At 29.6% G+C, this 14,705-nt stretch carries 16 protein-coding genes and 1 pseudogene; 5 read left to right on the top strand and 12 right to left on the bottom strand.

Features of this window, described 5'->3' with window-relative positions:
• Positions 1 to 30 precede the first annotated feature (30 nt).
• Positions 31 to 693: an MIP/aquaporin family protein gene (locus EYW44_RS20330; RefSeq protein WP_132727148.1), complete on the bottom strand. Its 663-nt coding sequence runs from the start codon at positions 691 to 693 to the stop codon at positions 31 to 33.
• A gap of 98 nt (positions 694 to 791) precedes the next feature.
• Here EYW44_RS20330 and EYW44_RS20325 point away from each other — a divergent pair, with 98 nt between their 5' ends.
• On the top strand, positions 792 to 1,637 hold the full coding sequence (locus EYW44_RS20325; RefSeq protein WP_132727145.1) for a DUF2911 domain-containing protein: 846 nt from the start codon (positions 792 to 794) through the stop codon (positions 1,635 to 1,637).
• A 65-nt stretch (positions 1,638 to 1,702) separates the two neighbouring features.
• On the opposite strand, the gene EYW44_RS20320 is transcribed toward EYW44_RS20325, so the two are convergent.
• Complete coding sequence (locus tag EYW44_RS20320; protein ID WP_132727142.1) at positions 1,703 to 2,164, bottom strand: Lrp/AsnC family transcriptional regulator; 462 nt, start codon at positions 2,162 to 2,164, stop codon at positions 1,703 to 1,705.
• 114 nt (positions 2,165 to 2,278) lie between these two features.
• Between EYW44_RS20320 and EYW44_RS20315 the strand changes: the two genes are divergently transcribed.
• From EYW44_RS20315 to EYW44_RS20305, 3 genes are all read left to right on the top strand, one after another.
• Positions 2,279 to 2,911 carry a LysE family translocator gene (locus tag EYW44_RS20315; RefSeq protein ID WP_132727139.1) on the top strand — a complete coding sequence of 211 codons (633 nt, stop codon included), beginning with the start codon at positions 2,279 to 2,281 and terminating at the stop codon, positions 2,909 to 2,911.
• 64 nt (positions 2,912 to 2,975) lie between these two features.
• Positions 2,976 to 3,926, top strand: a complete 951-nt coding sequence (locus tag EYW44_RS20310) for a peptidase (protein ID WP_132727137.1) — start codon at positions 2,976 to 2,978, stop codon at positions 3,924 to 3,926.
• Between the two features lie 273 nt (positions 3,927 to 4,199).
• Entirely contained in the window at positions 4,200 to 4,880 is a 681-nt protein-coding gene (locus tag EYW44_RS20305) for an SIR2 family NAD-dependent protein deacylase (RefSeq protein ID WP_132727135.1), read from the top strand.
• Here EYW44_RS20305 and EYW44_RS20300 read toward each other — a convergent pair.
• From EYW44_RS20300 to hemF, 8 genes are all read right to left on the bottom strand, one after another.
• Positions 4,877 to 5,257 (bottom strand): hypothetical protein, encoded by a 381-nt coding sequence (locus EYW44_RS20300; RefSeq protein WP_132727132.1) that lies wholly within the window; start codon positions 5,255 to 5,257, stop codon positions 4,877 to 4,879. The two genes, EYW44_RS20305 and EYW44_RS20300, sit on opposite strands and share 4 nt — an antisense overlap.
• A 64-nt stretch (positions 5,258 to 5,321) precedes the next feature.
• A complete protein-coding gene (locus EYW44_RS20295; protein WP_132727129.1) occupies positions 5,322 to 5,789 on the bottom strand; it encodes a DUF6495 family protein in 468 nt (155 codons plus the stop codon).
• Positions 5,779 to 6,462 carry a peptidoglycan DD-metalloendopeptidase family protein gene (locus tag EYW44_RS20290; RefSeq protein ID WP_132727127.1) on the bottom strand — a complete coding sequence of 228 codons (684 nt, stop codon included), beginning with the start codon at positions 6,460 to 6,462 and terminating at the stop codon, positions 5,779 to 5,781. Before EYW44_RS20290 ends, EYW44_RS20295 begins: the two co-directional genes overlap by 11 nt.
• A 65-nt stretch (positions 6,463 to 6,527) precedes the next feature.
• On the bottom strand, positions 6,528 to 7,739 hold the full coding sequence (locus EYW44_RS20285; RefSeq protein ID WP_132727124.1) for an anti-sigma factor: 1,212 nt from the start codon (positions 7,737 to 7,739) through the stop codon (positions 6,528 to 6,530).
• A gap of 278 nt (positions 7,740 to 8,017) precedes the next feature.
• Positions 8,018 to 8,581 (bottom strand): hypothetical protein, encoded by a 564-nt coding sequence (locus EYW44_RS20280; RefSeq protein WP_132727122.1) that lies wholly within the window; start codon positions 8,579 to 8,581, stop codon positions 8,018 to 8,020.
• 106 nt (positions 8,582 to 8,687) lie between these two features.
• Entirely contained in the window at positions 8,688 to 9,386 is a 699-nt protein-coding gene (locus EYW44_RS20275) for a response regulator transcription factor (protein ID WP_132727119.1), read from the bottom strand.
• 3 nt (positions 9,387 to 9,389) lie between these two features.
• Entirely contained in the window at positions 9,390 to 10,778 is a 1,389-nt protein-coding gene (locus EYW44_RS20270; protein WP_132727117.1) for a sensor histidine kinase, read from the bottom strand.
• Positions 10,779 to 10,907: 129 nt separating this feature from the next.
• Complete coding sequence (gene hemF, locus EYW44_RS20265) at positions 10,908 to 11,810, bottom strand: oxygen-dependent coproporphyrinogen oxidase (protein WP_132727114.1); 903 nt, start codon at positions 11,808 to 11,810, stop codon at positions 10,908 to 10,910.
• Positions 11,811 to 12,023: 213 nt separating this feature from the next.
• On the opposite strand from hemF, the gene EYW44_RS20260 reads away from it, so the two are divergent.
• Positions 12,024 to 13,658: an amidase family protein gene (locus EYW44_RS20260; protein ID WP_132727112.1), complete on the top strand. Its 1,635-nt coding sequence runs from the start codon at positions 12,024 to 12,026 to the stop codon at positions 13,656 to 13,658.
• A 163-nt stretch (positions 13,659 to 13,821) separates the two neighbouring features.
• On the opposite strand, the gene EYW44_RS20255 is transcribed toward EYW44_RS20260, so the two are convergent.
• Positions 13,822 to 14,166: a hypothetical protein gene (locus tag EYW44_RS20255; RefSeq protein ID WP_132727109.1), complete on the bottom strand. Its 345-nt coding sequence runs from the start codon at positions 14,164 to 14,166 to the stop codon at positions 13,822 to 13,824.
• Between the two features lie 424 nt (positions 14,167 to 14,590).
• Positions 14,591 to 14,705 (bottom strand): annotated as a pseudogene (locus EYW44_RS22825) (IS5/IS1182 family transposase); the annotation flags it as partial.

Genomic DNA, 14,705 nt, shown 5'->3' with positions numbered 1-14,705 from the left:
ATACCGATGACTAATAATTGATAATTGAAATTAACATCCTTCATCGCAGCAATTATCATCTTTTACTAATTTACAGGTTACAACGGCTAATAACGCTCCTAAAACTGGCGCTATCATATACAACCAAAGGTCTGTAAACTTACCTGAAACAATAGCTGGAGCTAAAGAACGAGCAGGATTCATAGATGCTTTTGTTATTGGTCCGGCAAACATTGCTTCTAATAAAACTACACCTCCAATGGCTATTCCTGCCATTACTCCTACTTCTTTACTTCCTGTTGATACATTTATAATGGTAACCATTAAGAAAAAAGTTAAAATCAGCTCTAACACAAAGGCTCGAATTGCATCTGTAGAATGCAGTGTTGCTCCGTAAAACTCGCTTTCAGGAAACAAAAACCATAATAAGAAACTAGCAAAAACAGCTCCTAATATTTGAAAAAAGATATACTTTGGAACCTCTGCCCACGGAAACTTTTTAGCATAAGCGAATGAAATTGTCACAGCAGGATTAAAATGTGCTCCAGAAATTTCACCAAAAGCATAAATCATTGCCATTACAATCAATCCCCAAGTTATTGCAATACCAACATGTCCAATAGAACCATTAGTAACCTCATTAATTGTCATAGCACCAGTTCCACAAAAAATAAGTGCAAAAGTTCCTACAAATTCAGATATATATTTTTTCATGTCAGCAAATATACAATGTCGTATTTTAAGTTTTTGTTAACATTTAAAACATATGTAAGCCGTAATTTTATCAAACAGAAAAATAAACTAATTTAATCATGAAAAAAGCTTTTTTAACTCTATTTGTAGCTATGTTAACATTTGCTGTTAACGCTCAAGTAAAAACTCCACAGCCAAGTCCACTTTCTAAATTAGAACAGAAAGTAGGTTTAACTGATGTTACTATAGAATATTCTAGACCTGGAATGAAGGGTAGAAAAATATTTGGAAACCTTGTTCCTTTTGGAAAATTATGGAGAACTGGAGCTAATAAAAACACTACAGTTACTTTTAGTGAAGATGTAACTATTAGCGGAACTACCTTAAAAAAAGGTTCATATGCTATTTTTACTAAGCCAGGTGCTTCTTCTTGGGAAGTTATTTTTTACAAAAACACTAATAACTGGGGTACTCCAAGAGAATGGAAAGATAGTGACGTAGCTTTAACAACTACTGCTAAAGTTGAAAAAATGCCAATGAAAATAGAAACTTTTACTATAACTATTGATGATCTTACTAACAGTTCTGCTGTTATTGGAATTCTTTGGGAAAATTCTTATGCTGGAATCAAGTTTTCTGTACCTACTGACAAAGCAGTTACTAAAAACATTGAAAGCGTAATGGCTGGTCCTTCTGCTAATGATTATTTTGCTGCTGCAACTTATTATTTATCTGAAAACAAAGACATCAACAAAGCTAAGATGTGGATTGACAAAGCAATTGACATGACAAGAGAGCAACCTCGTTTTTGGTACTTACGTCAACAATCTTTAATTCACGCTAAAGCTGGAGACAAGAAAGGTGCTATTCAAGCTGCTAAATCATCTTTAATGCATGCAGAAAAAGCTGGAAATGCTGATTATATTAAAATGAACAAAGACTCTCTTAAAGAATGGGGAGCTTAATCATAGAGCTAAATTAAAAGTAAGAACTCGAATACTACGGTATTCGAGTTTTTATTTGCGCTAAATTATAAATCTATTTTATAATTCATTTTCACTTTATCCATTACCACATGGGTGTAAAAATGTTTTAAATTCGAGTTGTTCATTAAATGTACTTTTTGAAACTCTTCAAAATGCCCCATACTTTTAGCTTGAACTATTAAAACAAAATCGTAGCTTCCTGTTACATAATAACACTGCATAACTTCATTACAAGTATTCATTGCTTTTTTAAACTCATCAATGGCTTTTGCATTTCCCTCATATAAAATTACATCTACAATACATGTAATACCATGCCCTACAAAATCAGCATTTACTATAGAAACATCAGCTTCAATAACATTGGTATTTCTAAGCTTTGTTATTCTTCTTTGAGCAGCACTTTGACTTAAACCTACTTGTATTCCTATTTCTTCTGATGTTAATCTGTTATTCCTTTGTAAAAGATTTAAAATCTTCTTATCAAACTCATCTAATTCATGCATAATTTACCCATTTTGTAACATAAAAATAGCATTAAATCTATTTTAGATGCCTAATTTGCGTAAATAATTTTAGTTTCTCCTACTAATTTTAACACCTAATTTTAAACTAAAAAAATGTTCGGTATTATTAATTTTGAAGCATTCATTTTGGCTTCTTTACTGTTAAACTTAACTCCAGGAGCGGACACAATGTATATTTTAGGTAGAAGTATTTCTCAAGGAAAAAAAGCAGGTATCTTATCAGCCTTAGGAATAGCTTCTGGTGCTTTAATTCATTGCTTATTTGCTGTTTTAGGCTTGTCTATCTTACTAGCTAAATCGGCATTAGCATTTCAAATTGTAAAATATGTAGGTGCTTTTTATTTAATTTATTTAGGAATTAAAATGTTAACCTCATCTTCTAAAGCATCTTTTGACCTTACTGAAAAAGTATCTAATGTTAACTTTAGAAAAATTTATCTATCAGGAATATTAACCAACTTATTAAATCCTAAAGTAGCCTTTTTCTTTTTAGCTTTCATTCCTCAGTTTATCAATGAAACTTACTCAAATAGTCCTATTCCGTTTTTAGTATTAGGCTTAACTTTTATTACTACTGGAACTATTTGGTGTTTAATATTAGCTTTCTTTTCTTCAAAACTGTCAGAAAAGATTAGAGCCAATTATCGTTTTAAAATATGGTTAGATAAAATTACAGGCAGTTTATTTATCGTATTAGGTATAAAACTTGCGCTTTCTAAAAAATAATCACTTTTTATTTTTTCAAAATGTAATTAATGATAGTTTTGCAGAAAAAATTGTACATTAAATTATGTTTTTATCTGAAGTAAAAAGTACTTACAAGGAAGATATTTCTATTCTTGTAAAGCTAGACAACCATCCGTGGAATTATTTATGTGAATGTGGTGAAGCTAAAAAGCTTACTGTAAAAGATATTCAAAACTGTAATGCTATCTTTATTAGCCATACACACATTGATCATTTTGCTAATTTTGATGCTGTAATTAGAAACCAGATTGGTATACAAAGAAAAGTAACTATTTGTGGACCTAGTGGAATTGCAAAAAAAATTCAATCTAGATTACAAAGTTATACTTGGAACCTTATTAATGAAGATGCTATTACTTATGAAATAAGAGAATATGTCTCTGAAAATAAAATCATTATATACCAAACAACGCCTCCTAGTTGGGATTTAAAAAAAGTAGGCGAAATTGACAGTAATATCATTTTTAAAGATGCTTTTTTTGAAGTAACAGGGATTCTTTTAAATCATAAAATTGATACGTTAGCTTACAAGTTTAAAGAATATGATACTATTAAAATTGATTTAGATTCGAGTGGTTTTAATGGTGGTAAGTGGATTCAAGATTTGAAAGATGCTTTTAAGAATAAAGAAAAAAAGAAAATTATAACCATTGATCAAGCTGAATATATTGCTGAAGATTTATTTCACTTACTACATGTAAAAAAAGGAGATTCAGTAGGTATAATAATGGATCATGCAGCTAACGATGAGAACCATTCTAAAATAAAATCACATTTTTATCAATGCAACAAAGTTTTTATTGAGAGTTTTTATTTAGAAAGAGACAAAGAATTTGCTATCACAAATTTCCATAGCTATTCAACAATGTCAGCTAAAATCATGAATGATTCTGAAGTTGCGCATCCCATTCCAGTTCATTTTTCGAGAAAATACGATCAAAAAGAAATTCAAGAATTAACTGAAGAGTTTTTTTCAGTAAGCAGTAAGCAGTAAGCAGTAAGCAGTAAGCAGTAAGCAGTAAGCAGTAAGCAGTAAGCAGTAAGCAGTAAGCAGTAAGCAGTAAGCAGTAAGCAGTAAGCAGTAAGCAGTAAGCAAAATTATTTTTTTGATTTTAACTACTCAACTATTAAAGATTATTTTACCACAAATAACTCTATACTTTATACTCCCTACTTGATACTTAATACTAATTGATAATTGATAATTGATAATTGATAATTGATAATTGATAATTGAATTTACATTTCTTTTTTATAATTTAACCCTATGAAAAAAATAGTTGTTATAACTGGCGCGGGAATTAGCGCTGAAAGTGGAATTAGTACATTTAGAGACGCTGATGGTTTATGGGAAGGACATGATATTATGGAGGTAGCTTCTCCTGAAGGATTTTATAAAAATCCTGCGTTAGTACTTGATTTTTATAATCAAAGAAGAACTCAGTTACTCACTGTACAACCAAATAAAGCACATTTAAACTTAAAAAAACTAGAAGAGCATTACGAAGTTACTATCGTTACTCAAAATGTAGATGATTTACATGAACGTGCTGGTAGTACAAACATCATTCATTTACATGGTGAATTGTTGAAAGTTAGAAATACTAAAAATGAATCTTTAATATATGATTGGAGAAAAGATTTAGTATTAGGCGATGTAGATACTGATGGATCTCAATTAAGACCTCATATTGTATGGTTTGGTGAAGAAGTACCGATGCTTGAAAAAGCAGTTGAAGTAACTGAACAAGCTGATATTGTTATTATTATTGGTACCTCTATGCAAGTGTATCCTGCTGCTAGTTTAATCAATTTTGCAAAAGAAGGCATACCTATTTATTTTATAGACCCTAAACCTTCTATAAATAAAAACGCCTTTAACAATTTACACATTATTAAAGACGTTGCCACGTTGGGTACTGATAAACTTTTAAAAGTATTAACTTAATTCTTTACGTAAGTAATCATTAAATTATCTTCAGCGCCATCTAAATCTTCAATTAATTCAACGATTAACTTATCATCTGAAATTTCAATCACTTTGTGAAATACTGTTTCAGAACCTGATAATTTAATTAATTTTTGAGAATCATCATAGGTCCAAGAAAGTGTTTTCAAATCACCAAAATGATTTTCTTCCACTTTTCCATCTTTAGAGTAAGCCAACCACTCATCACTTTTGTTTGATGATAATTCAGGCTCTTCTCCTTTTTCTTGAATTGACTCTACGAACCACTTACCAGAAGTTAAAATACCTTGAATGTCTTGTGCCTTTGCAGTAAATGCAAATAGACCAAAAAATAATACTAATACAATTTTCTTCATTTTGACAGATTGTGTTTACAAAAAAATATACAAAAGTTAGACCAAAATACTAAAAGACCGATAATTATCTAATAATTTTTTCAAAAAAGTTATATAATTCGCCATTACTAATGGTGCTACCTTTCTCTATTAAATCGAAAATTTCTAAATTTCTCCCTAATTTATAAATTTTTGAGCCATTAAAAAAATCTACATCGTCATTATTGTAATTTTTTAATAACCATTCGTAGCCTTCTTTTGTTAATAAGTCTATATTTCCATTAACTTTTACTACTATTCTGTTTATTTCTTTGTCTTTACATGCAAACAGATTTAATGTATCTTTAGAAAAGTGTTCTAAAAACGCTGTTTTAGTCAAAACATCTTCCCAAACAACATCACTAAAAAGATTCATTTCTTCTTCAGCTAATTCAGTTTTCTCAATTTTAATTTTTTCCCATTCATTTTTATCTATTCCTTGGGTTGCTAAAAACTGTGCAAATTCACTATGTAAACTTTCAAATTGCTCTTTTGTTAACTGTCTATATTTCATATGGCAATTTTAATAGTAAATTAGGGTTTGGACAATTTTTTTTATAAAATTCTAGCTTAGCTTCAGAACTTACTCCTGGGTAATCTCCTTTTTTATCTTCAACATCAATAATTAACTGAAAATGAAGGTGTGGTGCATAATCTCCATTTACATTTGCTCCTCCTAAATATCCTATTACCTCTCCTTTATGTACTTTTTTTCCTATTTCTAAACCTTCAATCGATGCTAAAGACAAATGTCCGTATAAAGAGTAAAACGTTTTTTCTTCAATAATGTGTTTTAATATGATGGTTGGACCATAATCGCCATGATTTTTATTATTTGCATAACTATGTATTTCTCCATCTAAAACAGCAAGAACTTTTGTTTTTTCATCACACCACAAATCAATTCCTAAATGAATGTTTCGTTCTTCAGCTTCTGAATCATTAAAATAAGTACTCCTTTTATAAATATCTCTTTTCTCTAAATAACCACCAAAGGCTACTTTTGCTTTTTTGTCTCCTAAATAATTAGACATGTATGTTTCCCATTCATCAGAGGAAGACACATCAATTTTTTGTAAGGCTTCATTTTCTGATGAAATAGATATTTGCACATAATCGTCGTATGAAATAGTACTATCGATTACTTGTAAAGGCTGATTTTGTAGGTTTTCTAAAAAATTATTCATAGTTGTAAAAATAAAAAAGTGCAGAAATATCTGCACTTTTTAACTAATTATATTTTTGATAAATTTTATCTTGAAACTGTACCTGAAATATCTTTTACTGGTCCATCTCCCATAGTTAATACCATACCATTTGTTGCTGTTGATGGTACCATATGAGCTAAAGGCTTTAATGTAAATGGAGCTGCACTGTTATCTGGACTTGGCTCTACAGAAATTACTACTGTAGCTCCTCTTAAATCAGTAGGGAAACTAACACCTGCTGCCATTCCCATTACATAATCTTCTCCAGGATATGCTGGTCCATTGTTATCTGTACCTTTGTATGGAGAAGTAGCTGCGTTATCATCTGCCATTGCTGGATCTGTAAAAGTACCTGTACTTACTGGTGTACCTCCTATTACAACCCATCCTTCATATTTCCATCCTGCAGGTAATGTTGGTAAATCTAATCCTGCTACTGGAGCCATTGGATTATCTAAAAACCATACTCCACTTAATTCATTAGTCATATCAGTATCTGTAGGTGTAGCTAAAATGTACTTCCCTGTAGAGCTACTAAAATCTCCTACTAAATTTGTTGAAGAAACGCTTGCAGATGCTCCTGCAAAATCTCCTGCTAATAATTTTGTATCTGCTGGTGCTGGATCTGGATCTACAGTTGGCTCAATAGATAATACAAACTTAGTTGCCTCATCTAATTGAGATTTTGCAATGTAAAAACTTGATTGAGATAACATTCCTGCATCGTCAACACTAAAAACTCCAGTAGAAACTGGGCTTCCGTCTACAATTACCCATCCTTCATATTTGAAATCATCACCTAAATTTTCTAAACCAGTTAAGTCTAAAGTTAATTTAGCCGATAAAACTCTATTAATTTCTATACTCTCAGATAAATCGAAGTTACCTTTTAAATCACTTGCTTTTTTTCCTACTTCTAATCCTTCTAATCCTGTTTCATAAGCTATGTACCATATAAAACAAAGTCCTTCTCCTGCTCCGTCAAAGTTTTGAGCTTCTAATTCAGCTAAATCTTTAGGTAAACCTAAAATTTCACCAGCCTCATCAGTAATAACAAATGATTTATTTGCCCCTACAACATTTCCTCCAATTTGAATACCTGTTACTTTGTCTTCAACACCATCGCCAACAAGAAAAGTAAATGGTCCACCTTGTAATGTTCCTCCATTAGTTACTACTGTGTCTACTCCATTATCATCGCTACAAGAAGTAAATGAAATTGCCATTGCTAAAACAGCGTACAATAATTTTTTCATTTTTAATTAGTTTTATTTATTAATACAACAACTCTGTCGAGTAAAATTAATTTTAATTACAAAAGATGCTTCATTTTATTGAATATTTCTCTTTTTAACTAAAGAAAAATTATTGGTGTTTTATTCAAAAACTCAACATCCATGCACCTTTGATCAATTATTATTTTAAACGCTTTTTTTTCTAAAAAAATATATAATTTTTTAAAATTTAAGCATAAAAAAACCGTAAAACTACTTAAAAAAAGTTGTTATTACGGCTTAAAAAAAATCGTTTTTTATTAATTTTTCTTTTGAACTCTTTTTAAATTTTCCATTGATCTTTCTAACTCCTTTTTAGCTCTTTCTACTCTTGCTTGTGCCGCAGATAATGAACCTCCAGAGTTACTTTTTGTTACTTGTAAATGACTACTATTGTTAGAAATGCTATTTTGTAAATCTTCTCCTAAATCTTCGATTTTATTGATAAATGTAGATGAAAATGCTTTTTTATTTAACCAAATTCTCAATCTTCCCTTTGTTAAAGTACACTCAAAAGCAATTTCCCCATCTGCGTATCTATTCCATGAAATTTCTCCTTTTTTTTCTTCATATTCCATAGTACTGAATGCTTCTTTCAATTGCTGTTCTATTTCTGCTTTTTTACTTTTATGAAATCTAGATCTGAATTTGTACTGGCTATTAGAATTAGAAATACTAACTGAACTGCTTCTTGATCTTGTTTGTGTTTGAGAATTTGATATACTTGGTGTTTCTGGTGGTGTAGGAATTTCTACTGAAGTTTGTGAGTATACATTTACTACAGCTATTAAAACGATTAAAAGTGTTATTTGAATTGATTTCATGATATATAAGTTTTTAATTATTACACCACAAACCTACCATCAATTTCTATCAAAAATGAGTATTTCATTCCTGTTAACTCTTGATTAACTTAGTTGTTTTTTTTTATTAACGTAACTTAAATTCTAAACCAATTCCCCTAGAACTTTCAATAGCTATACTAGCATCCCTTTTAAAATATTTTCTAAGTCTGCTAATAAACACGTCCATACTTCTTCCTGAAAAATAGTCTTCATTTTTCCAAACTGCATTTAAAATCTCCTCTCGTTTTAGCATTTGATTTTTATGCTGATATAAAAACAAAATTAAACTAGCTTCTTTCTCAGTTAACTTTTGTATGTTTTCATTATAAATTAGCTCTAATCTACGTGCATTGAAAACGTATACTCCTATTTTTATAATCTCTTCATTTAATTTTGGAACTGCTGATTTGGCTGTTCTTCTGATGATGTTATTAAGTCTTAACACTAACTCATCCGCATCAAAAGGCTTTACAATATAATCGTCTGCGCCTAACTTTAAACCTTTTAATTTATCCTCTTTTAACTTCCTTGCGGTTAAGAATACAAAAGGCATTTCAGGATTTATTTCAACAACTTTCTCCGCTAATGTAAATCCATCCATTTTGGGCATCATTACATCAAAAACACAAATATGAAAACTATCTTCTTTAAATTTTTTCAAAGCTTCTTCTCCATCTTTAGCCCATTTAATTATATAGCCAGACATTTCTAAATACTGTTTCAAAATATTTCCGAAATCAAAATCATCTTCGGCTAACAAAACTTTATAGTGTTCTTTTTTCATCAATTATAAAGGTATTTGAATTTTAAATGTGCTTCCTTGCTCTTTTTCACTTTTCACAGAAATCAATCCTTCATGAGCTTTTAATATTTGATTACTGTAATATAAACCTAAGCCTAAACCTTTTACATTATGAACTTCGGTATTATCAACTCTGTAAAACTTATCGAATAAATTATTCAGATGTTTTTTAGATATTCCAATACCATTGTCTATTACGCTCAATATTAAATTTTCATTTTCAATATTGGTAGTAACCATAATTTGATCTCCTCCATACTTTACGGCATTTTCTAAAACATTCAATATTGCTGTTGTCATATAAAAAGCATCAATATTTATTTTTTTATCTGTTTGAATGATCTCTTTCTGTAGTATTATCTCTTTATTAGTAAGGGTTAGTTCAAAATCATTTAACAAAGTTGTCAAATACTCTCTAATAGCTACAGGCTCTTTATGTAAGTCAATTTCTTTGTACCCTATACTATTATGCAATACTTGATCCACCAACTTTTGTAGTCTATTATTTTGTCTCTCAATTGTATGAACTGTCCCTTTTAATATTTCTGATGAGTGCACTTCTTCTGATTTGTTCAACATTTTAGTTGCCAATGATAAAGTTGCTAATGGTGTTTTAAACTCGTGCGTAATATTATTAATGAAATCAGTTTTTACATCCGCAATTTTTTTCTGAGTTATCAAACTCTTGATAGAATAAAATAGAATACCTATTACAAACACAAATATTAAAACCGAAAAGATCAATAATCCTTTCATTTTATTTAATATAATGGCATTCCAATCATCAATATTGATATTATTTTCTACTTGAAAAAGTATCTTGTAAGTTATTTTCTTAGTTTCTCCTTCTTTTTTTTCCTCAAATGAACGTTCGGTTTGTGAAGATGATTTTCCTATAAATAAATCAGGATCATTTTTAAATTCATACCCCAGCAGAGTGTATTCTTTATTTTTTGCGGCTTTAAAAATTGTGTCAACTCCTTCTTCATTATATAAAATAATATGTTTTAAGGTTTTATGATATTTTAGCTTGTGTGGTATGTTTTTAAGTTTCGCTTCTTTATCATACTCTTTAATAAAAACTGGATTTATAGAATCTCTAAGTTCTTTCAATCTAGTTATTAACTCACTTTTACTGATTCTCTTTGCATTGTATGTATCTAGATCTTTTATAAAAACATCACCAAAAACATCATGTAAAGAATCTAAAGGAGAATTGTGTGCCGTTATTTTCCCTATTTCTTTCTCTGCCTTTTCTTTAAAGAATTTTTTCTCTAAAGAATACGTGTTCTTTATCAAATATCCTTGTATAAAACTAAGACAGATTAAGCCTATCAAAGAGGCTATAATAAGTACGATTATTTTTTTTGACATCTACCAAAAATACTATTTGTAATCTATTTTTTGGTATTTGTTAAGTTCATTAACCTTCAATTAACGTAGTAGAAATTTAGAAAAACACTAAAATGTCTTCTAACTTCAAACTAATAGTTTCAAAACTATTTACACCCAATCTTTAGGGTTAGCTAACACTTCTAATAATTTAGCTTCTTCAGAACCTTCTTCAGGATGGTGATTATATTTCCATTGCACTGTTGGAGGCAAACTCATTAAAATACTTTCAATACGTCCGTTTGTTTTTAATCCGAATAAAGTACCTCTATCATGTACTAAGTTAAACTCTACGTAACGTCCACGACGAACTTCTTGCCAATCTTTATGCTCTTGAGTATATGCAATTTCTTTTCTTCTATTTACAATTGGCACATAACTATTTAAAAAGCTATTTCCTACTTCAGTTACAAAATTATAACGATTTTCCATTGAAAACTCATCCGTAGTTTTTAAATAATCGAAAAACAAACCACCTAAACCACGCGCTTCATTTCTGTGTGCATTCCAAAAATAATTATCACAAGTTTCTTTATACTTCGGATAAAAATCTGCGTGATGCTTATCACAAGCTTCTTTACAAACCGTATGAAAATGAATTGCATCTTCTTCAAACAAATAATACGGTGTTAAATCTTGTCCACCACCAAACCATTGCGTTACAATATCACCTTTTTCATTATACATTTCAAAATAACGCCAGTTGGCATGTACTGTTGGTACAAATGGATTTTTAGGGTGTATTACCAAACTTAAACCACAAGCAAAAAAATTTCCAGTATCTACTTTAAATTGTTTTCTTAGTACTTCTGGCAACTCTCCATGTACAGCTGAAATATTTACTCCTCCTTTTTCAAATACATTTCCATTTTCAATTACACGAGTTCTTCCTCCTCCTCCTTCTGGTCTTTTCCACAAATCTTCTTGAAATTTCGCCTTTCCATCTACTTTTTCAAGTTCTTGTGTTATCGTATCTTGTAAGTTTTCTATGTATTTGTAAAATTGGTCTTTCATCTGTTGGTTTTGTAGACTGCAAAAATAATTATTCTTCTAATTATCTCTCTTGTTTTATCTAAATAATGTTGTGTTTTTATTTTGTAGAATTGTATCAATCTCTGTATTAGTAACAAACTTAAAAGCAGTAACTCCTATATAATCCTTAGACTAGTAGGCGGAAAAATAATTCATACCTTTATCAAAATCAATACATCTAAAAAACACTACTTCGTGAAAAATATCATAGCATTTTTAGCTATTGTCATTGTAATTGGCTGTAAGCAACAAGAAAAAAAACAAATACAATATTTTAAAAAGTACAACGAAACAACCGAAATCAGCGAGCAACAGAATCATGATAACGACAGAATGAAATTCAAATTACTTCAATCTAAGTATTTAGATATGAATGAAGTTTTTGCTCCTTTTTATGAAGATTTACAGCAATTTTCTGAAGAAAAATATAACAGTTTACAACCACTAATTATAGAACAAAATATTCCTTCAATTCAGCAATCTATACAAAATGGAAAGTTAAGTTACGAGCAACTTACTTTATTTTATTTGTACAGAATTCGAAAATTTGAAAGTGATTCCTCTAAATATTTAAATGCCATTATTCATTTGAATCCGAATGTTATTGCTGAAGCAAAACAAAAAGATCAGGAATTAAAAAAGCAAAAAGTTTCAAAAGAGTCTGTATTTGGAATGCCAATCTTATTAAAAGATAACATCAATACTAAAAATATGCCTACTACTGCTGGTGCTTTGGCTTTAGCAAACAACTCAACAGATGATGCTTTTATTACCAAACGTTTAAAAGAAAACGGTGCTTTAATTTTAGGAAAAGTAAATCTAAGTGAATGGGCATATTATTTCTGTTCTGGTTGTCCGTTAGGATATAGTGCTGTTGGCGGACAAACATTGAATCCGTATGGAAGGAAAGTTTTTGAAACAGGGGGCTCTAGTGCTGGTAGTAGCGTTGCAACTGCGACTAATTATGCGGTAGCAACCATTGGAACAGAAACTGCTGGATCTATAACTTCTCCATCGAGTCAAAATTCTGTAGTTGGACTAAAACCAACTATTGGTTTATTAAGCAGGTCTGGAATTGTACCCATATCTAGTACTTTAGATACCCCAGGACCAATGACTAAAAGTGTTATAGATAATTATATTTTATTGAAAGCTTTATTAGGAAAAGATACTAGCGATCAAAAGTCTTTTACTCTTACTGAAACCGAAAAGGAATTTAAAACTATAGACTTAAAGGATAAAAAGTTTGGGATTTTTACTGATTTATTAAATGATTCAATTTACCAAAAGACGATCAATACAATTAAAGAAGCTGGTGCCACTATTATTGAAATAACTCCAGAACAAGCTTCTTTACAAGGTTTTTTAACGTTATTGAATATTGATATGAAACATGATTTACCAGCATATTTAACCAATAAAAACATCACTGAAAAAACAGTAGAAGATATTGTAGCTTTTAATGAAAAAGATTCTTTGTTAAGAGCTCCTTATGGACAACAATTATTTGAAGGGATTGTAAAAGATACTACTAGTTCTAAAGAGTTTGAGAAAATAAAAATGAACTTAAAAAAAGCTGGTATTTCTTATTTTGATGTTCTTAAAAATCAACAGTTAGACGCTATTCTTTCAATTAACAATTATCATTCTGCATACTCTGCTGTTGCGGAATATCCTAATTTAACCATTCCTATGGGATACAAAGACAATGGAGAGCCAATCAATCTTACTTTTATTGGACTACCAAAAACCGAATTTAAGTTATTGTCTATAGGTTTGGCTTTTGAACAATTAACCAAAGTTAGAAAATTACCTAAAGGGTATGAGTAATCTACAAGTTATAACTAATTAGATTACTTTATTAAAACAAAAAACTACTTTACATGTGTTTGTAAGGTAGTTTTTTGTTTTTCTCTATAAAGTTGAGACTTTATTTTTATTTGTTTGAGTGTGAGTTGGAGATAATAATATTAAAATAAATCTAATCATCTCTTTAGTTAAATATCCTTGTTCTAGTTTTAAAATCATTGTATATACCTAGGTCAATATCATTATTATCTGGATCATTTTTTGAATATTTAACTGTAAATTTATGACCAACACATCCATTTACACCATTATGACATTTAAAAGGATAAACTCCTACTCTTCCTGAATATATTTTTTTTTGCACATAAAATTCATAATCAATAAAATTCTTCTGCCCATTTTTATAAAATTTGGTAATTACACCTTCAACTTCTATACTGTTTTTACTAAGTTCCCATTCCTTTTTTAAAATATAAAAAAGAAATGAAAGAAATCCCAATATAATCAATAACTTAAAAAAACTACTCATTTTAATTAGCTGTATGTATTAAAGATTGGCTAAGAAATGGCTTTACAAAATCTTTATTTCTAGTCCAAGCTAGCACTCGACTCCCGTCGAGTGATTTGTTAACTAAATCAACTTACTAACCTACAAATTATAATCCTGATTTATTATAATAATTTATATTCATAACTTTTCAAATATAAAGCAACTATCTACATTATTATAAATCAAAGTAGTTTTGATGTTTATTATTTTATTTGATTAACATTAATGATACTCAACAGAGTCGAGCCATTACTTTTATTTATTCACTTGAGCGTGAGCTGGAGTTATCTTGATAGTTTATTAAAATTAACAAATACTTTTGTTTTACTATCATAATTGAAAATATTCTCTAGCAAAAAATTTATTCTATTTATTAGATCTTTTTTATTTTTTATTCTCGAAGTCATCTTGACTTTTCAATTTTATGAAATTTCTTTAATCCGATTACAATAAATGCTAGGAAATTAAAGCCTTTCCAACTAGTAATTGTGGTGTCAAATCTATTCAATAAAGAACGA

The sequence above is a fragment of the Tenacibaculum sp. M341 genome (assembly GCF_004337695.1).
In the GTDB taxonomy this organism is placed as follows: Bacteria; Bacteroidota; Bacteroidia; order Flavobacteriales; family Flavobacteriaceae; genus Polaribacter.
This window is presented reverse-complemented; position numbering and strand designations above follow the sequence as displayed.

Coding starts and splice junctions, on each gene's coding strand:
- EYW44_RS20330 (WP_132727148.1), bottom strand. CDS start 693: ATGAAAAAATATATATCTGAATTTGTAGGAACTTTTGCACTTATTTTT.
- EYW44_RS20325 (WP_132727145.1), top strand. CDS start 792: ATGAAAAAAGCTTTTTTAACTCTATTTGTAGCTATGTTAACATTTGCT.
- EYW44_RS20320 (WP_132727142.1), bottom strand. CDS start 2,164: ATGCATGAATTAGATGAGTTTGATAAGAAGATTTTAAATCTTTTACAA.
- EYW44_RS20315 (WP_132727139.1), top strand. CDS start 2,279: ATGTTCGGTATTATTAATTTTGAAGCATTCATTTTGGCTTCTTTACTG.
- EYW44_RS20310 (WP_132727137.1), top strand. CDS start 2,976: ATGTTTTTATCTGAAGTAAAAAGTACTTACAAGGAAGATATTTCTATT.
- EYW44_RS20305 (WP_132727135.1), top strand. CDS start 4,200: ATGAAAAAAATAGTTGTTATAACTGGCGCGGGAATTAGCGCTGAAAGT.
- EYW44_RS20300 (WP_132727132.1), bottom strand. CDS start 5,257: ATGAAGAAAATTGTATTAGTATTATTTTTTGGTCTATTTGCATTTACT.
- EYW44_RS20295 (WP_132727129.1), bottom strand. CDS start 5,789: ATGAAATATAGACAGTTAACAAAAGAGCAATTTGAAAGTTTACATAGT.
- EYW44_RS20290 (WP_132727127.1), bottom strand. CDS start 6,462: ATGAATAATTTTTTAGAAAACCTACAAAATCAGCCTTTACAAGTAATC.
- EYW44_RS20285 (WP_132727124.1), bottom strand. CDS start 7,739: ATGAAAAAATTATTGTACGCTGTTTTAGCAATGGCAATTTCATTTACT.
- EYW44_RS20280 (WP_132727122.1), bottom strand. CDS start 8,581: ATGAAATCAATTCAAATAACACTTTTAATCGTTTTAATAGCTGTAGTA.
- EYW44_RS20275 (WP_132727119.1), bottom strand. CDS start 9,386: ATGAAAAAAGAACACTATAAAGTTTTGTTAGCCGAAGATGATTTTGAT.
- EYW44_RS20270 (WP_132727117.1), bottom strand. CDS start 10,778: ATGTCAAAAAAAATAATCGTACTTATTATAGCCTCTTTGATAGGCTTA.
- hemF (WP_132727114.1), bottom strand. CDS start 11,810: ATGAAAGACCAATTTTACAAATACATAGAAAACTTACAAGATACGATA.
- EYW44_RS20255 (WP_132727109.1), bottom strand. CDS start 14,166: ATGAGTAGTTTTTTTAAGTTATTGATTATATTGGGATTTCTTTCATTT.